This is a genomic window from Salinimicrobium tongyeongense (genome assembly GCF_026109735.1).
GTDB lineage: Bacteria > Bacteroidota > Bacteroidia > Flavobacteriales > Flavobacteriaceae > Salinimicrobium > Salinimicrobium tongyeongense.
On record NZ_CP069620.1, the window covers coordinates 330,380 to 355,424 of the forward strand.

General features: G+C 44.1%; 21 protein-coding genes. 6 read left to right on the top strand and 15 right to left on the bottom strand.

Annotated elements, in window-relative coordinates; translation table 11 throughout:
- Positions 1 to 148: 148 nt before the first annotated feature.
- The 4 genes from JRG66_RS01435 to leuB are packed head-to-tail and all read left to right on the top strand — an operon-like array spanning position 149 to position 4,409.
- A complete protein-coding gene (locus JRG66_RS01435) occupies positions 149 to 1,318 on the top strand; it encodes a 2-isopropylmalate synthase (RefSeq protein ID WP_265163966.1) in 1,170 nt (389 codons plus the stop codon).
- Complete coding sequence (gene leuC, locus JRG66_RS01440; protein ID WP_265163967.1) at positions 1,318 to 2,700, top strand: 3-isopropylmalate dehydratase large subunit; 1,383 nt, start codon at positions 1,318 to 1,320, stop codon at positions 2,698 to 2,700. The genes JRG66_RS01435 and leuC overlap by 1 nt, the downstream gene beginning before the upstream one ends.
- Complete coding sequence (leuD, locus tag JRG66_RS01445) at positions 2,701 to 3,297, top strand: 3-isopropylmalate dehydratase small subunit (RefSeq protein ID WP_265163968.1); 597 nt, start codon at positions 2,701 to 2,703, stop codon at positions 3,295 to 3,297.
- Entirely contained in the window at positions 3,294 to 4,409 is a 1,116-nt protein-coding gene (gene leuB, locus JRG66_RS01450) for a 3-isopropylmalate dehydrogenase (protein ID WP_265163969.1), read from the top strand. Before leuD ends, leuB begins: the two co-directional genes overlap by 4 nt.
- Positions 4,410 to 4,569: 160 nt before the next feature.
- Here the strand turns inward: leuB and ilvA are convergent, their stop codons facing one another.
- From ilvA to JRG66_RS01520, 14 genes are all read right to left on the bottom strand, one after another.
- Positions 4,570 to 5,844, bottom strand: a complete 1,275-nt coding sequence (gene ilvA, locus JRG66_RS01455) for a threonine ammonia-lyase IlvA (protein WP_265163970.1) — start codon at positions 5,842 to 5,844, stop codon at positions 4,570 to 4,572.
- Complete coding sequence (ilvC, locus tag JRG66_RS01460; protein ID WP_265163971.1) at positions 5,844 to 7,313, bottom strand: ketol-acid reductoisomerase; 1,470 nt, start codon at positions 7,311 to 7,313, stop codon at positions 5,844 to 5,846. Before ilvC ends, ilvA begins: the two co-directional genes overlap by 1 nt.
- Complete coding sequence (gene ilvN, locus JRG66_RS01465; protein WP_265163972.1) at positions 7,310 to 7,849, bottom strand: acetolactate synthase small subunit; 540 nt, start codon at positions 7,847 to 7,849, stop codon at positions 7,310 to 7,312. Before ilvN ends, ilvC begins: the two co-directional genes overlap by 4 nt.
- Positions 7,849 to 9,582 (bottom strand): biosynthetic-type acetolactate synthase large subunit, encoded by a 1,734-nt coding sequence (ilvB, locus tag JRG66_RS01470; RefSeq protein ID WP_265163973.1) that lies wholly within the window; start codon positions 9,580 to 9,582, stop codon positions 7,849 to 7,851. Before ilvB ends, ilvN begins: the two co-directional genes overlap by 1 nt.
- Before the next feature lie 11 nt (positions 9,583 to 9,593).
- On the bottom strand, positions 9,594 to 11,267 hold the full coding sequence (ilvD, locus tag JRG66_RS01475) for a dihydroxy-acid dehydratase (RefSeq protein ID WP_265163974.1): 1,674 nt from the start codon (positions 11,265 to 11,267) through the stop codon (positions 9,594 to 9,596).
- Positions 11,268 to 11,504: 237 nt separating this feature from the next.
- Positions 11,505 to 12,785 carry an argininosuccinate lyase gene (argH, locus tag JRG66_RS01480; protein WP_265163975.1) on the bottom strand — a complete coding sequence of 427 codons (1,281 nt, stop codon included), beginning with the start codon at positions 12,783 to 12,785 and terminating at the stop codon, positions 11,505 to 11,507.
- 55 nt (positions 12,786 to 12,840) lie between these two features.
- Positions 12,841 to 13,911 (bottom strand): M20 family metallo-hydrolase, encoded by a 1,071-nt coding sequence (locus tag JRG66_RS01485; RefSeq protein WP_265163976.1) that lies wholly within the window; start codon positions 13,909 to 13,911, stop codon positions 12,841 to 12,843.
- Positions 13,908 to 14,687: an acetylglutamate kinase gene (gene argB / locus JRG66_RS01490; RefSeq protein ID WP_265163977.1), complete on the bottom strand. Its 780-nt coding sequence runs from the start codon at positions 14,685 to 14,687 to the stop codon at positions 13,908 to 13,910. Before argB ends, JRG66_RS01485 begins: the two co-directional genes overlap by 4 nt.
- Before the next feature lie 75 nt (positions 14,688 to 14,762).
- Entirely contained in the window at positions 14,763 to 15,719 is a 957-nt protein-coding gene (locus JRG66_RS01495; RefSeq protein WP_265163978.1) for an N-acetylornithine carbamoyltransferase, read from the bottom strand.
- Positions 15,720 to 15,802: 83 nt separating this feature from the next.
- Positions 15,803 to 16,933: an aspartate aminotransferase family protein gene (locus JRG66_RS01500; RefSeq protein ID WP_265163979.1), complete on the bottom strand. Its 1,131-nt coding sequence runs from the start codon at positions 16,931 to 16,933 to the stop codon at positions 15,803 to 15,805.
- Between the two features lie 4 nt (positions 16,934 to 16,937).
- Positions 16,938 to 17,726 (bottom strand): pyrroline-5-carboxylate reductase, encoded by a 789-nt coding sequence (gene proC / locus JRG66_RS01505; protein WP_265163980.1) that lies wholly within the window; start codon positions 17,724 to 17,726, stop codon positions 16,938 to 16,940.
- 54 nt (positions 17,727 to 17,780) lie between these two features.
- Positions 17,781 to 18,746 (bottom strand): N-acetyl-gamma-glutamyl-phosphate reductase, encoded by a 966-nt coding sequence (argC, locus tag JRG66_RS01510; protein WP_265163982.1) that lies wholly within the window; start codon positions 18,744 to 18,746, stop codon positions 17,781 to 17,783.
- Positions 18,743 to 19,930 (bottom strand): argininosuccinate synthase, encoded by a 1,188-nt coding sequence (locus JRG66_RS01515; protein ID WP_265163983.1) that lies wholly within the window; start codon positions 19,928 to 19,930, stop codon positions 18,743 to 18,745. The genes argC and JRG66_RS01515 overlap by 4 nt, the downstream gene beginning before the upstream one ends.
- Positions 19,927 to 20,574 carry a GNAT family N-acetyltransferase gene (locus JRG66_RS01520; RefSeq protein WP_265163984.1) on the bottom strand — a complete coding sequence of 216 codons (648 nt, stop codon included), beginning with the start codon at positions 20,572 to 20,574 and terminating at the stop codon, positions 19,927 to 19,929. The genes JRG66_RS01515 and JRG66_RS01520 overlap by 4 nt, the downstream gene beginning before the upstream one ends.
- A gap of 528 nt (positions 20,575 to 21,102) precedes the next feature.
- Here JRG66_RS01520 and JRG66_RS01525 point away from each other — a divergent pair.
- Positions 21,103 to 21,828 (top strand): energy transducer TonB, encoded by a 726-nt coding sequence (locus JRG66_RS01525; protein WP_265163985.1) that lies wholly within the window; start codon positions 21,103 to 21,105, stop codon positions 21,826 to 21,828.
- A 48-nt stretch (positions 21,829 to 21,876) separates the two neighbouring features.
- Complete coding sequence (locus tag JRG66_RS01530) at positions 21,877 to 23,280, top strand: aldehyde dehydrogenase (RefSeq protein ID WP_265163986.1); 1,404 nt, start codon at positions 21,877 to 21,879, stop codon at positions 23,278 to 23,280.
- Here the strand turns inward: JRG66_RS01530 and JRG66_RS01535 are convergent, their stop codons facing one another.
- Positions 23,281 to 24,804, bottom strand: coding sequence for a bifunctional GNAT family N-acetyltransferase/carbon-nitrogen hydrolase family protein (locus JRG66_RS01535; protein WP_265163987.1), 1,524 nt, complete (start codon positions 24,802 to 24,804; stop codon positions 23,281 to 23,283). It lies immediately after the preceding gene.
- Positions 24,805 to 25,045 lie beyond the last annotated feature (241 nt).

The following is a 25,045-nucleotide window of genomic DNA, read 5'->3' on the forward strand; positions in this document are numbered from 1 at the left end:
AACAAGATAAGATGCAACTTACTGAATATCAAGTCGTTTAAACTTCAACTTTAATTTTAATTGTCGTAATAACAGCTATTTATTTCCCATGAAGGGAAATGAGCTGGTTAAATTAGTCAAAGTTATTGTAAAATAAATTTTATTTGATATGAGTAAAGAAAGGGTACAAATTTTTGACACCACCCTGAGAGATGGGGAGCAAGTACCGGGTTGTAAACTTGAAACCAGGCAAAAACTGAAGATTGCCGAAAAGCTTGAGGCTCTGGGAGTAGATGTTATAGAAGCGGGCTTTCCTGTTTCGAGCCCCGGAGATTTCAAATCGGTATCTGAAATTTCAAAACTCGTAAAGAACAGCAGCGTTTGCGGACTCACCCGGGCCGTAAAAAAAGATATTGAAGTTGCGGCCGAAGCTTTAAAACATGCTAAAAGGCCAAGGATTCATACCGGGATTGGAACGTCAGATTCTCACATCAAGTATAAATTTAATTCCACCCGCGAAGAGATTATTATTAGGGCGCGAGAAGCAGTTTCTTACGCCAAAAATTTTGTAGATGATGTGGAATTTTATGCTGAAGATGCCGGAAGAACCGATAATGAATTCCTTGCCAGGGTTTGCACTACTGCAGTAGAAGCCGGCGCCACTGTTCTAAACATCCCAGATACCACAGGCTATTGTCTTCCTGAAGAATACGGACAAAAGATAAAATACCTGAAAGAGAACGTAAAGAACATTGAAAATGTTATTATTTCCTGTCATTGCCATAACGACCTTGGGCTTGCTACGGCCAATGCCATTGCCGGAATTAGAAATGGTGCGCGTCAAATAGAGTGTACCATTAACGGTATTGGAGAACGCGCAGGTAATACAGCACTTGAAGAAGTAGTCATGATTTTGAGGCAGCACCCCGACCTTAACTTTAATACGAACCTGAACCCCAAATTATTATTTGAATTAAGCAACCTCGTATCGAGGGAAATGGGAATGGTTGTACAACCAAATAAAGCTATTGTTGGGGCCAATGCCTTTGCCCACAGCTCCGGAATCCATCAGGACGGGGTTATTAAAAACAGGGAAACTTATGAGATTATCGACCCTGCAGATGTTGGCGTCACAGAATCGGCCATTATTCTCACTGCAAGAAGCGGAAGGGCTGCACTTGCCTACAAAGCAAAAATCATGGGATATGAATTAACGAAATTGCAGCTAGATATTGTCTATGCCACCTTCCTGAATTATGCCGATGTTAAAAAAGAAGTCGCGGATACCGATTTACATGAGATCATGGATTTAAGTTTTAAAAACCGAGCCTCTGCCTAATGAAGAAGACGTTATTTGATAAGATTTGGGACTCGCATGTTGTGGAATCAATTCCCAATGGGCCAGATGTCTTGTATATTGATAAACACCTTATCCATGAAGTTACCAGCCCCCAGGCCTTTAATGAACTAAAGGAGCGGGGCATTTCGGTTTACAGGCCCGATAAAATTGTAGCCACTGCCGATCATAATACGCCTACCCTCAATCAGCATTTACCGGTTAAGGATCTGCTGTCGCGAAAGCAGCTTTCAGAATTAAGTCAAAACTGCGAAGAAAACAATATCCCCCTTTACGGGCTGGGCCATCCTTATAACGGCATTGTTCATGTGATGACTCCCGAGTTAGGTATTACCCAACCGGGAATGACCATTGTTTGTGGTGACAGCCACACCTCTACCCACGGAGCCTTTGGAACCATTGCCTTCGGGATTGGAACCAGCCAGGTAGCACAGGTTTTTGCCAGCCAGTGCCTGTTAGTTGAGAAACCCAAAAAGATGAGGGTGAACGTTAATGGGAAATTGAAAAAGGGGGTGCTTCCAAAAGATGTCATCCTGTACATCATTAGTAAGCTGGGAACCAATTCAGGAACCGGATACTTTTGTGAATATGCAGGAGAGGTGTTTGAAAATATGTCAATGGAAGGCCGTATGACCGTCTGTAATATGAGTATTGAAATGGGGGCCCGGGGTGGACTTATCGCACCGGATGATACTACTTTCAATTATGTTGAAGGAAAAGAATTTGCTCCAAAAGGGGCTGAGTTTGAGCAACGTAAAGCATATTGGAAAACCCTGAAAACCGATGAAGATGCTGTTTTTGATAAGGAATTCCATTTTGAGGCTGAAGATATTGAACCTATGGTGACCTATGGCACCAATCCAGGTATGGGAATAAAACTTACCGGCTCTATCCCCACGGGCGCAGGCAAAAGCGCCGATAAAGCTTTGGAATACATGGGATTTGTGCAGGGGGAATCTCTTCTGGACAAGCCCGTAAACTGGATCTTTATTGGAAGTTGTACCAACTCCCGGATAGAAGATTTTAGGGTGGCCGCCTCTTACATTAAAGGCAAACAAAAAGCTGCCAACGTCAACGCTTTAATTGTTCCGGGTTCCCGGCAGGTAGCCGAACAAATCAAGGCCGAGGGCTTACAGGAGATCTTTGAAAATGCCGGTTTTACATTGCGACAACCCGGCTGCTCTGCCTGCCTCGCCATGAATGACGATAAAATTCCCGCAGGGGAATATTGTGTTTCTACCAGCAACAGGAACTTTGAAGGCCGCCAGGGCCAGGGAGCGAGAACCATACTCGCCAGCCCTTTAACAGCGGCCGCTACAGCTGTAGCAGGAAAACTAGTTGATTTTACCAAAAGCCTTAATTAGATGGAAAAATTTGTAAAACTCACTGCCACCGCTGCTCCTCTTGAGACTGAAAACATTGATACAGACCAGATCATTCCTGCAAGGTTTTTAAAAGCTACAGACAAGGCCGGATTTGGTGAAAACCTATTCCGGGACTGGAGGTTTAATCCAAATGGGAAACTTAACCCAAATTTTAGCCTTAACAATCCGGCTTACTCGGGCCCTATTCTAGTGGCCGGAGACAACTTTGGATGTGGTTCCAGCAGGGAACATGCCGCATGGGCTCTTAAAGCCTATGGTTTCAAGGTGGTGGTTTCCAGTTACTTTGCAGACATATTCAAAGGCAATGCCCTAAACAACGGGCTGCTTCCGGTGCAGGTGTCGGCCGAATTCCTGGAAAAGCTATTTGATTACCTCCATTTAAATCCTTCAGGAGAGATCATTGTCGATCTGGAAAACCAACACATCAGCATAAAAGATTCAGGAGAGACCGAAAAATTTGAAATAGATGCTTATAAAAAGACCTGCATGTTAAACGGATATGACGACATAGATTTCCTGCTAAGCAGGCTGGACGCAATAAAGAATTATGAAGATAAACAATTACAACAAGTATGAAGTTGAAAATAGCAGTATTACCGGGAGACGGAATTGGGCCTGAGGTAACGAAACAATCGGTAAAAGTATTAAAAGCCATTGCTGAACGTTTTGACCATGAGTTTGAATTTGAAGAAGCAATTGTTGGTGCCGTTGCCATAGACTGCACCGGGGAGCCACTCCCCTCTGCTACTTTAGAACTATGCAGGGATTCTGATGCAGTGCTGTTTGGGGCGATTGGCCATCCAAAATATGACAATGATCCTTCGGCTAAAGTGAGGCCGGAACAGGGCTTGCTGAAGCTGAGAAAAGAACTGGGGCTTTACGCAAATATTCGGCCGGTGCGAGCGTATGAAAATCTACTGGAGCACTCCCCATTACGCCCCGAACGTATTTCAGGGGCCGATATGGTGATTTACAGGGAACTCACCGGCGGAATTTACTTTGGAGAAAAAAGTACCAGCGAAGACGGCAAAACGGCAAGTGATCTATGCACCTACAGCACATTCGAAATTGAAAGACTGGCCCACCTGGCTTTTAAGGCAGCACAAAAAAGAAGAAAAAAACTTACTCTTATAGATAAAGCAAACGTGCTGGAAACTTCCAGGTTGTGGAGAAAAACAGTTACTAAGCTTGCTAAAGATTATCCCGATGTAAGTCTCGATTTCCTTTTTATAGACAATGCCGCCATGCAAATGGTGCTCAACCCAAAACAATTTGATGTAATCCTTACAGAGAATATGTTTGGGGATATCATTTCAGATGAAGCCAGCGTGATTGGCGGGAGCATCGGCTTGTTGGCCTCAGCTTCAGTGGGTCTTGAAAATGCCCTTTTTGAACCCATTCACGGATCTTTTCCGCAGGCTACAGGCAAAGGAATAGCCAACCCCATTGCCTCAATTTTATCGGCCGCTCTTTTGCTCGATCATTTCAACCTCACCCGGGAAGCCGGGGTGATAAGAAAAGCTGTAGAAGAGAGCATCAAGCTCAATGTCTGCACGCAGGATTTAAACAAGAACAATCATTACTCCACAGAAAAAGTGGGTGATTTCCTCGAAGGAAGGATTAGTGAATCTGAACATCATCACATCAACGATAACAACCTCACTATTGGTCAAATGACAATAATTTAGAATGGTTTTTGTCTATTGCCTGAAGAAGCTGTCTACAAAGCTCTAAAGGTGTTTTTCTGAAATATTTCAGAAAAAATTGATCCGGGTATCGAGGCTGGCACAACCTGATAACCGGATCAATAGAACACCTAACTGCTTTGATTAGACAGCTTCTTTTTATTTATACCAGGAACTGAAAAAGATCGGGGCTGTTATTGAGATACTGCCCGTAGAAATTATAATCTTTCATACGCCTGACTAAAGGATCAAAATCAGCTGCATCCTTTAATTCAATTCCCACCACCGCAGGGCCATTTTCCCGCTGGTGTTTTTTTGAATACTCGAAATGGGTAATGTCATCATCGGGTCCCAGAACTGCTTCCACAAATTCTTTTAAAGCCCCGGCGCGCTGCGGAAACCTCACGATGAAATAATGTTTAAGGCCTGAATACAACAAGGCTCTTTCCTTAATTTCAGCTGTTCTGGTGATGTCATTATTTCCACCGCTTAAAATGCAAACCACATTCTTGCCTTCAATTTCTTCAGCAAAAAAGTCCAGGGCCGAAAGAGCCATTGCGCCGGCAGGTTCGGCCACAATGGCGTCCTGGTTGTAAAGATCAAGAATGGTCTGGCACACCTTTCCTTCAGGAACGCTGAGCATTTGGTGCAGGTTTTCACGGCAAAGTTCAAAATTGATGGAGCCCACCTTTTGAACCGCCGCTCCGTCAACAAAGCGCTCAATAGATTGCAGCTCCACCACTTTACCTTCCCGCAGGGCAGCTGTCATAGAAGCAGCGCCTTCGGGCTCTACACCAATAACTTTTGTTTGCGGCGAAAGCTGTTTAAATACCGAAGATAAGCCCGCTAACAATCCGCCGCCGCCCAGAGGCGCAAAAATGTAATCTATAGGCGCCTCTGCCTGTTCCAGGATCTCAAGCCCAATGGTTGCCTGGCCTTCAATTACTTTAGGGTCTTCAAAAGGGTGAATAAAGACCAGCGATTTTTCCTGCCCGTGAACCACTGCCTGTTTGTAAGAATCGTCAAAAGTGTCACCTTTTAAGACCACTTCTACCCATTCCCCGCCAAACATTTGGGTTTGTTCAACTTTTTGTTTGGGAGTGGTCACAGGCATATAAATTACACCTTTTGCCTGTAGTTTATTACAGGCAAAGGCCACTCCCTGGGCATGATTGCCCGCACTGGCGCAAATAACGCCCTTTTTGAGCTGTTCTTCGCCCAAACTGGAGATCTTGTTATAGGCACCACGAATTTTGTAAGACCTTACCTGCTGCAGGTCTTCCCTTTTTAGAAAAATATTGGCATTAAATTTCCTGCTGTACGTAAATGATGAGACCAGGGGTGTCAAAAGTGTCACTTTTGAGATCCTTTTTTTAGCCTCTCTTACCGCCTCCAGTTGCAGGAGGTATTGTTCTTTTTCAGCAGTTAATTCATTCATTATACCTCGAGTTTTTTCATTGCGGTCATCGCTTTTCTAAGTTTTGCGCCAACCTTTTCAACAGAATGCTCTCTAACAGACTCATTTATTTGTGCTACTTTCCTTTCATCCTGAACATTAGCAGGGTACTCCCTTCCAATCACTTCAGGTTCCAGGCCATTGATGTAGTCTTTGATTAAGGGTTTACAGGAGTGGTCAAAAAGATAACAACCGTATTCAGCGGTATCTGAAATGATCCTGTTCATTTCATACAACTTCTTTCTTGCAATGGTATTGGCAATAAGTGGCGCTTCATGCAAAGATTCATAGTAAGCCGATTCTTCGATAATCCCGGCTTCTACCATAGTTTCAAAGGCCAGCTCAACACCCGATTTTACAAATGCCACCAACAGCACGCCCTTGTCAAAATACTCCTGTTCACTGATCTTTTCTGAAGTAGCTTCAGTTTGTTCAAAAGCAGTATTTTCTGTAGCAGCCCTCCATTCCAGAAGCTCCTTGTCATCGTTCTCCCAGTCTTTCATCATTCTTGAACTAAAAGCTCCGGTGATGATATCATCCATGTGTTTTCTGAACAACGGACGCAGGGTTTCCTTCAATTCTTCGGAAATTTCATAAGCCCTTACTTTTGCAGGATCTGAAAGCCTGTCCATCATTTGGGTAATTCCGCCGTGTTTTAGGGCTTCGGTAATAGTTTCCCAGCCATACTGAATCAGTTTTGCGGCATATCCCGGCTCCACTCCTTCAGCAACCATTTTATTAAAGCTCAAAATAGACCCCGTTTGCAGTACGCCACAAAGAATGGTTTGCTCTCCCATGAGATCAGATTTGACTTCGGCCACAAAAGATGATTCCAGTACTCCCGCACGATGGCCGCCGGTGGCATAAGCATAGGCTTTGGCCCATTCCAGACCAATACCATGCGGATCATTTTCGGGATGAACGGCAATCAAGGTTGGAACCCCAAAACCGCGTTTGTATTCTTCACGCACCTCGCTTCCGGGACATTTGGGCGCAACCATAATTACGGTGATATCCTCCCGTATCTTCATGCCTTCTTCCACAATATTGAATCCGTGGGAATAAGAAAGCACCGCATCCTTTTTGATCAAAGGCTGGATAGCTCCAATCACTGAAGAATGCTGCTTATCGGGCGTGAGGTTGATCACCAGGTTGGCCTGTGGGATCAACTCCTCAAAAGTGCCAACTTCAAAGCCATTTTCTGTTGCATTGATGTAAGACTGCCTCTTTTGCTGAATTGCCCCTTCCCTTAAAGCATAGGATATATCGAGCCCGCTATCTCTCATATTTAGGCCCTGGTTCAATCCCTGCGCCCCACAGCCCACGATCACTATTTTTTTACCGATTAAAGCTGCAGTCCCTTCATTGAACTCTTCGTTAGACATAAACCTGCAGGTTTGTAGTTGAGCTAATTGTTCGCCTCTTGAAAGGCTGTTAAAATAGTTACTCATTGTATTGTATTTGAAGTATTGAATTTTTCTAGTAGTTCTGATATTGGCATTTCATTCTTTGAGACCGCAATGGTCCCCGATCTTACAAACTGCATGAGCCCGTAAGGTTTGAGTTTTTCATAAAGGTCTTCGGTCTCGTGCCGCTCCCCTGTTTTCTCAATGACAAAGAACTGCGGAGAAGCAGTAACAATTCGGGCATTGGTCTTTTTTATAAAGCTTTGTATGTCAAAGTCTTCAACAAAACCCGAAGACCTCACCTTATATAGAGCTGTCTCCTGGAAAATAAGCTCCTCATCTTTGTGATAAAATGCTTTAATGACCTCTATTTGTTTCTCTATCTGGCCAACGATCTTCTTGACCTGTTCTTCAGTAACCTCTACGATAATGATGAACCTCATCACTTCATGCACCTCACTTTGAGAAGCAGTAATGCTTTCAATATTGATGTGCCTCTTTAAGAAAATAGCTGCTATCCGGCTAAGAAGGCCCAGGTTGTTTTCTGTATAAACCGATACTGTATAATTTTGCTTTTCCATTACTCTAAACGTATATCTGAAACCGATGCGCCCGTGGTGATCATTGGGAACACACATTCTTCCTTTTCTACTGATACTTCGAGGAAATAAGCCTCTTTTGAAGCCAGCATTTCCTCTACCGCCCCTTTGAGCTGACTCCTTTCTGAAATCTTGTTCGTTTGCAGGTGATAAGCCTTTGCAATACCTGTAAAATCGGGGTTGACCATTTCGGTGGATGCATAGCGCTTCTCAAAGAACATTTGCTGCCACTGCCTTACCATTCCCAGGAAATTGTTGTTTAGCACCACAATCTTCACCGGAACGTTCATTTGATAAATAGTTGCCAGTTCCTGAAGGGTCATCTGGAAACCACCATCTCCAATAATGGCGACAACTTCGCGGGCTGTACTTCCCATTTTCGCACCAATGGCTGCCGGCAATGCAAAGCCCATGGTTCCGAGTCCGCCCGAAGTCACATTACTTCTGGTAGCATTGAATTTCGCATATCGGCAGGCCACCATCTGGTGCTGCCCCACATCTGAAACTATAATGGCATTACCTCCCGAAACTGTATTGATCTCATCGAGTACCTCAGCCATTTTTATCTTTCCATGCTTTGCTGAAAGGTCATTCTTTATGATCTTTTCATATTCGATGCTGTAAAGCTCTTTAAACCTGTTATGCCATTGTTCATGGCTGTTGGGCTGAAGGAATTCGAGCAGTAGCTTTAGCGTTTGCTTCACATCTCCCAGCACCGGGATTTGAGCCTGCACATTTTTGTTCACTTCGGCAGGATCAATTTCAAAATGTATAACGGTAGCCTGTTTTGCATAGGTGTTGAGATCGCCGGTAACCCGGTCGTCAAAACGCATTCCTATGGCAATAAGTACATCACATTCATTGGTTAAGAGGTTTGGTGCATAGTTGCCGTGCATTCCCACCATCCCCACGTTCAAAGGATGATCTGTTTCGAGGGCCGATAAGCCGAGGATGGTCCAGGCTGCAGGCACGCCAGATTTTTCGATTACCTCTTTCAAAAGTTGCTCTGCACCACCCAGGATCACGCCCTGCCCAAACACGATCATGGGTTTTTTGGCATTATTAATGGCCTGTGCGGCTCTTTCCACCTGCAATAAGTTCACTTCAGGAAGAGGTTTATAACTCCTTATGCCGGTACATTTCTTATAGCTGAAATCGAGGCTGTCAAACTGGGCATCTTTGGTAATGTCTATAAGTACAGGCCCCGGCCGGCCACTGCGGGCAATGTAAAAAGCCTTGGCAAGAACCTGGGGGATCTCAGAAGCTTTGGTGACCTGGTAATTCCATTTGGTGATAGGCGTTGAAAGCCCCACCATATCTATTTCCTGGAAAGCATCGCTGCCCAGCAGGTGAGAACCAACCTGCCCGGTTATACAAACCATGGGGGTGGAATCTATGTGCGCATCGGCAATCCCCGTAATGAGATTGGTTGCACCGGGGCCCGAAGTTGCAATGGCAACCCCTACTTTCCCGGTAACCCTTGCATATCCCTGGGCTGCATGTGCGGCGCCCTGTTCGTGGCGGGTGAGCACATGCTCAATTTGATCTTTATATTTATAGATTTCATCGTACACAGGCATGATAGCACCGCCGGGATATCCATACATCACCTCGACCCCTTCAGCCAAAAGGCACTTTATCACTGCCTCTGCTCCCGAAACTTTCAATGTTTCCTCTACGGAAACTTCTTTAAAACCAGCTGTTTTAACTTCCATAATTGTCCATATTAAAATTCATCTGTAACACAACCTTCTGAGGCTGAAGAAACTGTTCTTGCGTATTTGTAAAGCACTCCTTTGCTGAATTTCAGGTTCGGAGCTTTCCATTTATTCCTCCGTTCCTGGATTTCCACCGGGCTCAAATCCACAGAAATAGTATTTTCTTCAGCATCAATGGTGATCTCATCTCCATCTTCAACCAGGGCTATCAACCCGCCTTCCTGTGCTTCAGGAGTAATGTGCCCTACTACAAAGCCGTGCGTACCTCCCGAAAATCTTCCGTCGGTGATCAAAGCCACGTCCTTTCCAAGTTTAGCTCCCATGATGGCGGCCGTGGGTTTCAACATTTCGGGCATTCCCGGACCTCCTTTGGGGCCTTCGTACCTTATCACTACCACATCACCCTTTTGAACTTTCCCTCCAGAAATACCATTATTGGCCTCATATTCACTGTTGAATACCCGGGCTTTGCCTTTGAACAACAAGCCCTCTTTTCCCGTGATCTTTGCCACCGATCCGCCTTCAGCCAGATTGCCGTAGAGGATTCGCAGGTGACCCGAGCTCTTAATGGGTTCTTCAAGAGGTCTTATCACCTGCTGCCCTTCCGTGAGATCGGTAACATCGGCCAGGTTTTCAGCTAAAGTTTTACCGGTAACCGTAAGGCAGTCGCCGTGAAGCATTCCGTTTTTCAGCATATATTTTAATACCGCCGGAATTCCTCCCACGCGGTGCACATCTTCCATCGCAAACCGACCGCTAGGTTTTAGATCGGCCAGGAAAGGTGTGCTGTCACTAATTTTTTCAAAATCTGCAAGGCTGAATGCTACTTCCGCAGCTTTTGCTATCGCCAAAAAATGGAGTACCGCATTGGTAGACCCGCCGAGCACGGTGATTAGCCGAACGGCATTTTCAAGAGCCTTTCTGGTAACTATATCTTTAGGTTTGATGTCCTTCTCTACAAGCAGCTGAATTGCCTTTCCGGCGGCTTCACAATCGGCCCTTTTCTCAGCTCCCACAGCCGGATTGGAAGAATTATACGGAAGTGCCATTCCCAAAGCTTCAATAGCCGAGGCCATGGTATTTGCGGTGTACATTCCGCCACAAGCACCTGCACCGGGACAGGCTTTTTCGATGACGCTGTTGTAATCTTCATCAGAAATATCGCCCGATACCTTAGAGCCCCAGGCCTCAAACACCGAAACCACATCCAGCTTTTTCCCATTGTGGCAGCCAGAAGATATAGTACCGCCATAAACCAGGATCGCAGGCCTGTTGATCCTTAACATGGCCATTAAGGCACCGGGCATATTCTTATCGCAACCCACCACGGTAATAAGTGCATCATAAGACATGGCATGAATAACCGTCTCAACAGAATCTGCAATAATATCCCGCGAAGGCAGCGAATAGCGCATACCGGGAGTACCCATAGAAATGCCATCACTTACCCCAATGGTGTTAAAAATGAGGCCTACGAGTTCATTTTGGTTGCAGGATTCCTTTACCAGGCTGGCGAGGTCGTTGAGGTGCATATTACAGGGGTTTCCTTCGTAACCTGTGCTTGCTATACCTACAAACGGCTTTTTAAAATCCTCTTTTGTAAGGCCTATGGCATGTAACATGGCCTGAGAGGCCGGTTGAGATTCACTTTGTGTTAAAATTTTGCTGTACTTATTGTTCATTCCGGGCTTTGATCATTTTTTTCTAAAATTAGGGCCATAATATTTGCACAAACACCAAGAAACGGATGTGAAATTATTTTCAGAAGCAATAAAACAAGTACAACTAACTGATTAACATATACTTACATGTAATTGATTTACGACAGCTAAATCCCAAAAGATCTTTTCAGAAGAAAAAAATGCATAAAAAAAGCCGTTTAAAAAACGGCTTTTTGAGAGGTAAGGATGTCAATTTTCTTAATTCACAGCATCCTGCTTCTTTCTTATCCCGTCAAGGGCAAGATTGTCTTTACTGCCGCTGTGGGTGTGATCTTTATTGCCCACAGGTTCATAAGTACCTTTTTGTACCTGCTCCCCAATGATCTGGTAAGCCTCCCTAAAGGATTTTCCTTCCATCACCAGGTCGTTAATGCTGTCTACCGTAAACAGGTATTTATATTTTTCATCCTGCAGGTTTACCTCCTTAACAATGATTTGGGAGATGGAATGGGTGAACACATCGAGGATCTCTTTTAAACTTTCTACGGAAAAAATGCTGTTCTCCTTGATGACCTGGAAATCCCTGTGGTACCCGCTTGGCAGGTTATTGGTCACCAAAACCATTTCACCGGCTATCGCCTGAAGTTTATTGCTTTTTCCCCTTACCAGCTCAAAAACATCGGGGTTCTTTTTGTGGGGCATTATGCTGGAGCCGGTAGTAAGCGCCTCCGGAAAGCTGATAAAGGAAAAATTCTGGCTCATATAAAGGCAGATGTCCATAGAAAAACGGGAAAGCGTATTGGCCACCGAAGCTATTGCCGAAGTCACCACCCTTTCACTTTTCCCCCGGCTCATCTGGGCTGCAACCACGTTGTATTTCAAGGTGGAAAAACCGAGCTCTTTGGTTGTGAATTCCCTATCTATGGGAAATGAGGAGCCATAGCCTGCGGCAGAACCTAATGGGTTTTGGTCTACTACTTTTAGAGCTCCTTTGAGCTGGTACAGGTCATCTACTAAAATTTCTGCATAAGCCGAAAACCAGAGGCCAAAAGAAGAAGGCATGGCCACCTGCAAATGGGTGTAGCCGGGCAGGAGGCTGTTTTTATGCTCTTCAGCGAGTTTTAGAAGTACGTTTATCAGCTGGTTCACCCGACTGATGATCTCCTGCAGGTTTTCTTTGAAATAAAGCTGCAATGCCACCAAAACCTGGTCATTCCGGGAGCGGGCAGTATGGATTTTCTTTCCGGTGTCTCCCAGCTTTTTGGTGAGTTCAAATTCTATTTTGGAGTGCACATCTTCAAAATCTTCTTCAATCACAAAAATCCCATCTTTTACCTGCTGCTGAAGCTGCCGCAGCCCTTCAACCAACTCCTTTACCTCAGCTTCACTGATCAGCCCCACTTTTCCCAGCATCTTTGCATGTGCCGCCGAAGCCTGCAGGTCGTATTTTGCAAGAAACATATCCAGTTCCCTGTCGTTTCCCACAGTAAAGTTTTCGATCTTTTTGTCTATTGATATTCCTTTATCCCAAAGTTTCATGTCTATACCTTTATAGGCCTAACAGGTCTCCAAGACCTGTTAGGCCTGTTATTGTTTATTTCAATGCCTTTTCCAGCAACTTAATATATTTCTCTATACCCTCTTCTACTTCGTTCACAAAGATAAACTCATCGGCCGAATGTGACCTGGTGGAATCTCCCGGACCTAATTTTAAGGAAGGGCAAGTGAGCATGGCCTGGTCGCTAAGCGTGGGTGAGCCATAGGTTTTCATACCTAAAGAAGTTCCGGCTTTTACCAGCGGATGCTCTTTGGGAATGGAAGAAGAATTCAGTCGTAAAGATCGGGGTTTTATCTCGTCTACGGGAGCTTGTTCTGCCAAAACAGCTGCAATTTCGGCATTAGTGTAACGGTCATTCACCCGCACATCTACCACAAGTTCTACCTGTGCCGGCACTACATTGTGCTGGCTTCCGGCTTTAATCTGGGTGACAGTGAGCTTCACTTCCCCTAAAGCTTCTGAAACTTTTTCAAATTTACAGGCTTCAAACCACTGTAAGGCTTTTGCCGATTTATAGATAGCATTATCATCGTTGGGATGTGCAGCGTGTGAAGGAGTACCTTTTACAATAGCATCAAAAACCACCAGCCCTTTTTCGGCAATAGCCAGGTTCATTAGAGTAGGTTCCCCAACAATGGCGACATCCACCTTTGGCAGCAATGGCAACACACAGGCAATGCCATTCTTCCCGTTGATCTCCTCTTCGGCAGTACCGGCAAAAACAAGGTTATGAGACAAGCCTTCAGCTTTGTAAAAGTAGGTGAAAGTGGCCAGCAGGGATACCAAACACCCGCCTGCATCGTTACTTCCAAGGCCGAACAGTTTTCCTTCAGTAATCTCAGCATTAAAAGGATCTTTTGTATAAGCTAAATTCGGTTTAACTGTATCATGATGAGAATTAAGCAATAAAGTGGGTTTTGTATCTTCAAAGTTCTTATTCACTGCCCACACGTTGTTCAGGTGGCGCTGAAAAGGAATCTCATGATCTTTGAACCACTGCTCAAGCAATGCGGCTGTACCTTCTTCTTCTCCTGAAAAAGATTGTGTGGAAATCAACTTTTTGAGAAGTTCCAGGGCTTCTTTCTGTAAATTAGCTATGTCTTTCATCTTGTGATTTTTGTACAGGAATTGTCGGGTTTAAAAATATCGGCATTTCCGAGGAAGATCTCGTTAACGCCGTGCTCAAGAGCTTCAAAACAATTGTGCAGCTTTGGCAGCATGCCTTCGCTTATAACTTTATTTTCCAGGAGCTGCTTATACTTATCTTTATCAATTTCAGCAATAACCGAGTTTTCATCCTGCGGATTGGCTAGAACACCCGCTTTTTCAAAGCAAAAATACAGCCGCGTGTTATAAACACTGCTCATGGCTTTGGAGATTTCCGCAGCAACAGAATCTCCGTTGGTATTCAAAAGCTGTCCCTCAAGGGTAGCTGAAATCGCTGAAAACACCGGGATGCACTCCTGCCCCAGCAGGCTGTTGATAAAACTCACATTCACGGTTTCGATGTCTCCCACAAAACCATAATCAATTTCTTTAACCGCACGTTTTTTAGAAATAATACTTTTCCCGTCTGCCCCGCACAAGCCAATGGCGTTGGCCCCAAGAGCCTGAAGCCTGGCAACAATGCTCTTGTTGATGAGTCCGCCGTAGGTCATTACGATCACTTTGAGCGAGTTGGCATCGGTAATTCTGCGGCCGTCAATCATCTGAGTGGCGAAACCAAGTTTGGAAGCCATTTCGGTGGCCATGTTTCCACCGCCGTGCACCAGGATCTTTGGCCCTTTAAGGGCGGCAAAATCCCGGAGGAATGAAGACAGGCGTTCTTCGTTTTCTATGAGCTTCCCTCCTATTTTTACAATGCTGAGATCTTGTTTTCCCATGTGGACATGTTTTCGGCTTTTTAGCCTGAGATTATTTACTTTCTGAATTTATTTCGGCTTTAAAATGTGCCCTTTTTAAGAGTTTTCCCCTGCATTTTCAAGCAGCTTCTTCAGCACCACCTGTGCGGCAAACGTCCTGTTTCCGGCCTGTTGGATTACTACGGAATTAGGGCTGTCTAACACCGCATCAGCAATTACCACATTTCGCCTTACCGGAAGGCAATGCAGTACTTTGGCATCATTCGTTAAAAGCATTTTTTTACCAGAAAAGGTCCAGGAACTGCCTTCAGATAAGATCTTTCCGTAGCTTTCATAGCTGCTCCAGTTCTTTACATAAACAAAATCGGCATCTTTAAGGGCCTCATCCTGATCGTGGAATACCTGCGTATCCTTTCTCACTTCAGGATTCAGGTCATAACCCGGCGGATTGGCAATTACAAAATCAACATCCATTCGGTGCATGGCCTCGACAAACGAATTGGGAACGCTTTGAGGCAAGGCCCGCGGGTGAGGTGCCCAGGTGAGCACCACTTTTGGCCTTTTGGTTTTTTGAAGCTCGGTAATGGTCATGGCATCGGTGAGGGCCTGCAGCGGATGTCCGGTCGCGCTTTCCAGGTTAACCACGGGTACTGTAGCGTATTTCTTAAAACTTTTTATCACCAGGTCTTCTTCATCCTTTTTTCTGTCCTCAAGACCGGGAAATGCCCTAACCGCAATAATATCACAATATTGGGATAAAACGGCAACTGCTTCTTTGATGTGTTCTGCTTTATTGGAATTCATTATGGCACCATCTTCAAATTCCAACGCCCAACCGTCTTTATCGGCATTCATCACCATCACGTCCATACCGAGGAGCTTTGCAGCTTTTTCGGTACTTAGGCGGGTGCGAAGGCTGGGGTTAAAAAACAACATTCCCAAAGTCTTTCCTTTACCCAGGTTTGCTGCAGTATTGTTGTTTTTAAGCTGAAGCCCTTCAGTTATCGTCTGTTCAAAATTTTCTATATCTGACAGGCTGATATAATTCTTCATTTTTAAAAATATGTTTATTGAGACCTCAAGGGTTTAAAAAACCTGTGAGGTCTCATTTTAATCTGTGAGATTTTATTTATTCTTTATTTTTCAAGTGCCGATTTTAAGGCCGAAAAGAACTGCTCAAAATGCCCTTTTTGGATACTTAGCGGCGGCAGGATTCGCAATAACTTTTTATTGGAAGCTGCACCTGTAAAGACCTGGTAATTGAACAACAGGTCTTTCCGAAGAGCGGCTACTTCAAAGTCAAATTCGAGTCCCAGCATCAGGCCTCTTCCTTTTATTTTCTTTACCTGCGGAATTTCAGTGGCTTTTTCCTTTACATATTCAAAGATTTCAGCGGCATTTTGCATCAGGTTTTCATTTTTAATCGCGTCAAGAACGGCAATACCCGCTGCACAGGCCAAATGATTACCTCCAAAGGTGGTTCCCAGCAGGCCGTGCCTGGCTTCAATTTCCGAAGAAATAAGGATTCCACCTATTGGAAACCCGTTGCCCATTCCTTTTGCCACCGAAATAATATCGGGGTAAATTTGATGTTTTTGGAAGGCAAAGAAATCGCCCGTGCGGCCGTAACCCGACTGCACTTCATCGGCTATCAGGAGCGCGTTGTATTTCCGGCAAAGCTTCGCGGTAGCCTGATAAAATTCTGTTGAAGCTTCATCGAGACCACCAACGCCCTGAATGACCTCCACAATGACCCCGGCAACATCCCCTTTTAAAAGCTCATTTTCGAGGCCTACCACATCTTCAAAAGAAAGGCAGGTAACTTCATGAGCCTTGTTAAAAGGAGCTTTTATACTTTCATTATCGGTCACTGCCACAGCACCGGAAGTCCTTCCGTGGAAGGCATTTTTGAAATAGATGATCCTGCTTTTCCCTGTGTGGAAGGAGGCGAGTTTTAGTGCATTTTCGTTAGCCTCGGCACCCGAATTACAAAGGAAAAGTTTATAATTTTCAAGTCCAGAAGCCTGTAAAAGCTTTTCGGCAAGTTCATCCTGTAACGGATTTTTTATGGAATTGGAATAAAATCCCAGTTTTTGAACCTGCTCCTGTACGGCTTTCACATAAGAAGGATGGGAATGGCCTATCGAAATTACGGCATGACCGCCATACAAATCGAGATACTTTTTGCCTTCAGCATCAAACACGTGGCAGCCTTCTCCCTTTACAGGAGTAATATTATATAATGGATAAACGTCAAATAAATTCATGGGGCTAATTAGAAATATTATTGATTTTTTTGAATGAAGCCTGCATTCCCCGTATTAGCGAAGAACTGAGGCCGTGGTGCTCCATTTCGTTAAGGCCTTCAATGGTACAGCCCATAGGAGTGGTTACTTTGTCTATTTCTTCTTCGGGATGTTTACCCGATTCTATCAATAAACTCGCTGCACCAAGACAGGTTTGCATGGATAGTTGCTGTGCCTCTTTAGCGTCAAAACCCAACTGCACGGCACTTTGAGTGGTTGCCCTTATTAATCGCATCCAAAAAGCAATACCGCTGGCGCATATTACTGTTGCCGCCTGCATTTTGTTTTCGGGAATTACCATGCTGGTGCCCATTTTGTTGAAAATGGCCTCTGCTACCTGAAGTTGTTTTCGCCCTTTTTCATTACTGCAAAGGCAGGTCATTGATTTCTTTACGGCAATGGCAGTGTTAGGCATTGCCCGGATTATGATATGATCTCCCACCAAATCTTCGATCCTGCTTACACTCACTCCCGTGATGGTCGAAATAATCACATGCCTCTCGTGCAGGTCGTTTTTAATTTCCTCCAGTACGGTTTCAATTTGCTTGGGTTGCACTGCCAGGATGAGAATATCAGAATTTTGAACAGCTTCCCGGTTACTTTTCGTAACCACCACATTCTCATATTCAGAATATTGCTGAATAGCCTCTGTTTTTCTTTTAGTGAGATAAAGGGTGTTGTAAGCATTGCTCACCAGGAGTCCTTTGGCGATTGAGAGCCCCAGGTTTCCCGCTCCAAGAATTGCTATTTTCATATCTGGTAGGTTTAAGGATCTCACAGGTATAACAACCTGTGAGATCTGTGTTAGTTAGAAATAATTCGCTTTCAACTTAAGCCCAAGGCTCTCTTCAAGGCCAAACATGAGGTTCATGTTTTGAACCGCCTGCCCACTGGCACCCTTCAGCAAATTATCGATCACGCTGGTGATCAATATTTTGTCATCAAATTTTTGCAGCCTTATAAGGCATTTATTGGTATTTACCACCTGCTTTAAATGCAGCTCTTCTTCTACAATATGAGTAAAAGGGGCGGTAGCATAAAAACGTTTGTACATCCCATTCGCATCTTCAAGCACTCCTTCAAAAAAGGTGTAGGCTGTACAGTGAATTCCGCGGGAGAAGTTACCCCGATTAGGGATAAAATTGATCTTGTGGTCAAAGCCTTCCTGCAGCTGCTGCACACTTTGTCCTATCTCAGACAAATGTTGATGCTCAAAAGCTTTATAGGCAGAAAAGTTGTTGTCTCTCCAGGCGAAATGCGTGGTAGCCGAAAAAGAAGTTCCGGCGCCGGTAGCCCCGGTCACGGCATTCACATGCACATCTTCTTTTAGTAAGCCTGCATATGCAAGAGGTAAAAGTGCCAGGTTGATTGCCGTGGCAAAACAGCCGGGATTGGCTATGAAATTGGCTTTTTCAATATTCTTGCGGTTCAGTTCGGGCAGGCCGTAAACAAAAGAGTGCTTTTCTTCTTTATTTCTGAAATCTGTACTCAAATCAATGATCTTCGTATTTTTTGAAAAACTGTTATCCTCCAAAAACTTTTTGGAATTCCCATGCCCCAGGCAAAGGAAAACCACATCCACATCCTGATGTATTTTGTCGCTGAAAAGGATATCCGTTTCCCCAACCAGATCCTGATGTATGGCGTGTACAGGTTTTCCGGCACTTGAAGTACTGTAAACAAAATCGATGGCTACCTGCGGATGGTTAACCAGTATCCTGATCAATTCCCCGGCAGTGTAACCGGCGCTTCCAATTATTCCTGCTTTGATCATGATTTTTGTTTTACCTGGTTATAGATCTTTCCTGAATTGCTTAAGATCTTAATGAATCCTTTAGCATCCTGTGCTGTCCAGGCATTATTTTCTTCCCCGTATTTTCCGAAGCCGCTGTTCATAAGATCAAAAGGAGAAGAAATCCCCTCCAGAACAAACCTGTACGGGTGCAGGCTTACGTAAACCTCCCCGCTTACCTGCTGCTGGGAGTTCTGCAAGAAAGCTTCAAAATCACGCATTACAGGATCAAGGTACTGGCCTTCGTGAAGGTGCATTCCGTACCAGCCGGCCACATTATCTTTATGTTGTAGCTGCCATTTGCTGAGGGTATGTTTTTCCAAAAGATGGTGAGCTTTGATAGTAATTAAAGCCGCGGCAGCTTCAAAACCTACCCTTCCTTTAATCCCAATGATAGTATCTCCTACGTGAATGTCACGGCCAATGGCATATGCTGAAGCCAGTGCTTCCAGCTTTTCTATATTTTTCTCGGGAGAATTTTCTTCTCCATTCACGGCTGTAAGTTCCCCTTTTTCAAAGGTGAGGGTCACACGCGAAGCCTCTTTTTCCTGAAGTTGTGAAGGAAAAGCTGCTTCGGGCAGGGGTTTTTCAGAAGTTAAGGTCTCGGCACCGCCAACGCTGGTTCCCCACAAACCTTTATTTACAGAATATTTTGCTTTTTCCCAGTTCATATCTACGCCCTGAGATTGCAGGTAATCGATCTCTTCCTGCCGGGTCAATTTTTTATCTCGGATTGGTGTAATGATCTCAATTTCGGGGGCCAGGATCTGAAAGATCATATCGAACCTCACCTGGTCATTTCCGGCACCGGTACTACCGTGTGCAATATAACCCGCTCCTATTTTACGGGCGTGGTTTACAATTTCTATCGCCTGGATGATACGTTCTGCACTTACTGAAAGTGGGTAAGTATTATTCTTGAGTACATTCCCAAAAATGAGATATTTCACCACCTTTTGGTAAAAGGAAGAAACCGCATCCAGGTTGGTGTAGGTAGCCGCGCCAATTGCCCTGGCTGTTTTGCCAATGCGCTCAATCTCCTCCTGGCTAAACCCACCTGTATTCACGCTCACTGCATGAACTTCAAAGTTTTCTTCTTTAGACAAATATTTGGCGCAATAAGAGGTATCCAGGCCTCCACTGTAAGCTATTACTACTTTTTTCATTTTAATTTATTTTCAATTTTTTCAACCGCTTTTTCTTTTTTGAAAAAAAGGGTTTGTTTTATACTTTTTAATCGGGTGAACGCCTTGTCGTTCAGTCTTGATTTTTCTTTAACTTTCTCTTTTTTCACAGGGTCGTAGAGCATACCGGTACAAAGGCACATTTTCTTTTCGGTACGGGTAAGAATATCGTAATTCTTGCAGGTTTGGCAACCTTTCCAGAAACTCTCATCATCGGTAAGTTCACTAAAGGTCACCGGCTGGTACCCCAGCTCATAATTGATCTTCATAACCGCAAGGCCTGTGGTGATCCCAAAGATCTTGGCATGAGGATATTTTTTACGGGAGAGCTCAAAAATGGCTTTTTTGATATCCTTTGCCAGTCCCCGATTCCTGAAATCGGGATGAACTATAAGTCCTGAATTGGCTACAAACTTCTCGTGGCTCCAAACTTCGATATAGCAAAAACCTGCAAACCTGTCCTCTTCAAGGGCAATAACGGCGTTGCCATTCTGCATTTTGGTAAGAATATACTCGGGCGTACGGCGCGCTATACCTGTGCCGCGAATTTTGGCAGATTCTTCAATAGTATCACAAATTACCTGTGCATACTTTTCATGAGAAGCATTAGCAATGACAATTTTCATGTGCTAAAGAATTAAAGGTTAAAAAATCAAGAAAGGGTTTTCGGGGAAAGAACCGGACTCACCTGGGTTCCATAAAAAATTAAGCACGCACAAACGTGCGGCGGAAACTGCGGCGGCGCCTGAAAGAGATTTCGGGAGAAAGCCTGCAAAGTAAATGAGAAATGTACTGTGGGAAAATGTGATTCAAAATAAAAAAATTAAATAAAAAATAAGACAAAAAAGAGGGTTTGCGCTGACAGATGGACTACATCCGGCGGCGCAGCATGGGCCTTATTATTATTTGAAACTTTAAAATCACGTTGTAAAAGTAAGTTTATTTTTTAAAAACCAAAACAAATTAGAAAAATAATATCACTTCCAACCTTAGTTTTTATATAGCTTTCAGCATTAAACCTGCATTTTTGAAATCCGCTTTTACGGATTTCCTTTTTTGGCTTTTAAATTTTTACAGTATTTTCCCGCGGAATTTTAACCCGAATAATCATATTCTCAATTTTCCTCCCTTTTACTGAAAAAGGTTCATAAAAAATGAAAAATACAGTTCTCGCCCTCCTCCTGCTTTTTACCGCAATACTTTCTGCCCAGGAAAAAATTTACATGAATGAAAAATATGAAGTAGTGACCAGTCCTGCCGAGGCTACTTTTTATAAGATAGAGGAAAAAACTGATAAAGGGGATGCAATAATTAAGAGATTGACTTACCGCCTTGATGGCAGCCTTTCTGCAGAACAGTATCTGGCTGTTAAAGATGGGAAACCGGTGAATGAAGGCCGACATAAATTCTGGTACAAAACCGGAGAGCCATGGTACGAAATTGATTACAAAAATGGAGACCGGCATGGCGAGCTCATCGCCTGGTGGCCCAACGGCAATAAAAAGCGGCACGACTTCTTTAAAAAAGACAAATTTAAATCGGGCATGGTATGGAATGAAAAAGGTGAGAAAATTGAGCATTTCCCTTATTGGGTCTCAGCTTCCTATCCCGGCGGAAATGAAGCCCTGCAAAATTATTTGAAAAGTACCCTGCCGGTGCCTGAAAAACAAAAGAAAGGCACTACGGTTAAAGTGCTCCTCATTTTTACCATTAATGAGGAAGGAGCAATTAGCGAAGTACAGGTAGTTGAGGGCGCCCCACGCTGGTACAATGCGGTAGCCGTTCAGGTATTGAGCAACATGCCAAGATGGGAGCCCGCCCGGCACTTTGGAGAACCGGTATCCACAAGGTTCAGGTTACCAATGAGCTTCGTAAAATAAAACGGCTTTAGCTTAAGTCATAATTTTTGTAAATTACAATGAAAAATTATGGCTGAAGAAATCAACAATATAGCAGCAGTTGACATTCCTACACTGCTCAGCTCTCAAAATGCCTTTTTTGAGACCGGTAACACACTAGATGTTACTGAAAGAATATCAAAATTAAAGGCCCTCCAGAAGGCGATTGAAAGCAGGGAAAAAGAAATAGCCGCCGCCCTTTTTGCCGATTTCAGAAAGCCCGAATTCGAGACCTACGCGACCGAAACCGCCCTCATTCTTAGCGAACTCAAATACACTATAAAAAAACTGAAGAAGTGGGTAAAACCTCAAAAGGTAAAGAGCACTTTTCTCAATTTTCCATCAAAAGATTACATATACCCACAGCCCTTCGGAAAAGTTCTGGTGCTGGCACCGTGGAATTATCCTTTTCAGTTAAGTGTATCTCCGGCCATTGGCGCACTTGCAGCGGGAAATACCGTTGTGATCAAACCCAGTGAATACGCTCCCGCAACTTCTCAACTCACCAAAGATATATTTGCTGAAGTTTTTCCTGAAGAACAGGCTGCAGTAGTATTGGGAGGCGTTGAAACTTCGGAAGTATTGCTAAAACAGAAATGGGATTACGTCTTCTTCACCGGAAGCGTTCCGGTAGGAAGAATTGTGGCCAAAGCCATAGCCCCCAATCTTACGCCCGCAACTCTCGAACTCGGCGGAAAAAATCCCTGTATCATTCATGAGTCGGCTAAAATTGGTCTGGCAGCGAAAAGAATTGTTTGGGGAAAATTCATAAATGCCGGACAAACCTGTATTTCCCCCGATTACATCCTGATAGATAAACGAAAGAAAACAGAATTTACCGAGGCCGTAAAAAAGGAAATTAATGCTGCCTTTGGCGAGGAGATAAAAAAGTCGCCAGATTATGCGAGGATCATCAATAAGAAGAATTTTGAAAGGCTGCAGGCAATGCTTGAGGGCCAAACCATTATCACAGGCGGGGAAACTGCTCCCGGTGATAATTATATCGCACCCACCCTGCTCAACGAGCCTTCCCTGGAAGCTGATGTGATGCAGGATGAGATCTTTGGCCCCATCCTCCCGGTCCTGTCCTATTCAGAAGAATCAGAAATTCATAAGATCATCAGCCATTATCCCGATCCCCTTGCGCTTTACGTTTTTACTGAAGACAAAGATTTTTCAGAAAAAACCCTTCAAAAATACCGTTTTGGAGGGGGTGCTGTTAATGATGTGGTGGTGCATATCGCCAATAAGAACCTGCCTTTTGGCGGGGTGGGCAGCAGCGGCTACGGCGGCTACCACGGCAAATTCTCTTTTGACACTTTCACGCACAAAAAGAGCGTTAGCAAACGGGCAACCTGGATAGATATCCCGCTACGTTATGCTCCTTATGGTGGGAAACTCCCGCTCATTAAAAAAGTGATGAAAAGGCTTTAACTATTTCTTCAGTTTAAGGGAATATAGATCTTTACGGCGGTCTTTCAGGTTTCTAACGCTTCCAAAAGTGTGCAGCTCCTTGAGCAGGTCAAGATCAACATCTACAAGCAGCGTACTTTCAGTATTGGGAGTGGCTTCAGCTTTAATTCCGTTTACCGGAAATGAGAAGTCAGATGGCGTGAATACGGCACTCTGCGCGTACTGAATATCCATATTGTTCACCTTTGGGAGGTTCCCTACAGATCCGGCTATTGCCACATAACATTCATTTTCTATGGCCCGGCTCATGGCGCACAGCCTCACCCTGGAATAACCATTTTGGGTATCGGTCATAAAAGGCACAAAAAGTATGTTCATTCCCTGCTCGGCCAGTAATCTTCCCAATTCCGGAAATTCAACATCATAACAAATAAGCACCCCAATTTTACCACAATCGGTGTCGAGGGTTTTTAACTGGCTGCCACCTTTCATCCCCCAGGCAGAACCTTCGGCCGGAGTAATATGTAATTTTTCATAGCGCTCGTAACTTCCGTCGCGACGGCACAAATAGCCCACGTTGTACATGTGCTCCCCAATAATTTGCGGCATGCTCCCGGTAATGATATTGATATTGTAGGTAATGGCGAAATCTACAAAAGTCTCCAGCAGTTTATCGGTATATGAAGCCAGGGAGCGGATAGCTTCGGCTTCATTTAGGTGGTTGTACTCGGCCATTAAAGGCGCATTAAAGAGCTCGGGGAACAGGATAAAGTCACTCTGATAGTCACTTACCGCATCTACAAAAAATTCAATTTGAGACACCAGGGCTTCAAAATCCTTGAACAACCGCATTTGCCACTGCACAAGGCCCAGGCGCACCACTGTCTTTGCTGTATTGATAAGCTTATCGGGCTTGGTGTAGTAAATATTGTTCCACTCCATGAGCGTGGCAAACTCCTTACTTTCATGATCTCCCGGCAAATATCCCTTGATCACTTTTTTCACGTGAAAGTCGTTAGAGAGCTGGAAAGAAAGTACGGGATCGTGTATTTCCTTCACTTTCACCTTCTCAATATACTGCTTGGGCGTAAATTCTTCGGCATATTCGGCATAATTGGGAATTCGCCCCCCAAAAATGATAGATTTAAGGTTTAGGTGTTCACAGAGTTCCTTTCTGGCCTCATAAAGCCTTCGTCCCAGCCGCATCCCCCTAAATTCGGGGTGAATGAACACATCTATCCCGTAAAGCACATCTCCACTCTTGGTGTGGGTAGAGAAATTTTCGCCCCCGGTGATCTGCTCATAAGTATGATTGTCGTCGAATTTATTATAATCAACGATGATCGACAAGGCGCAGCCTGCGATCTTTTCGTTGATCACTATACAAAATTGCCCGTCGGGAAATTTCTTGATCAGGTTTTTGATCTCCTTCTCGCTCCAATACTCATTAGGCATGGCATCGTAGCTCTCAATCATCGAGATCTTTAATTCCTTATAGTCTTTAACACTCAGGTTTCGCAATTCAATTTTAGCAGAATCTATCACTTACAATTTTTTTTACAAAGATATTTCTTTCGCCGCTGCTTTAAAAATATTCAGCAGCAGAGAAATTTATTAAGGCCCTATTGATTAGTCCGCTCTAACACATTCAGGATTTTTCTTACTTCAAATCATTAAATCATTAGAGAAAATTACCCGTTTTATATCGAGTTTGATTAAATTTATACTACCTAATCTAGTAAAGAAGGGTGTCATTTTCGGGATGTTTAAAGTGTAGGGGATTTAA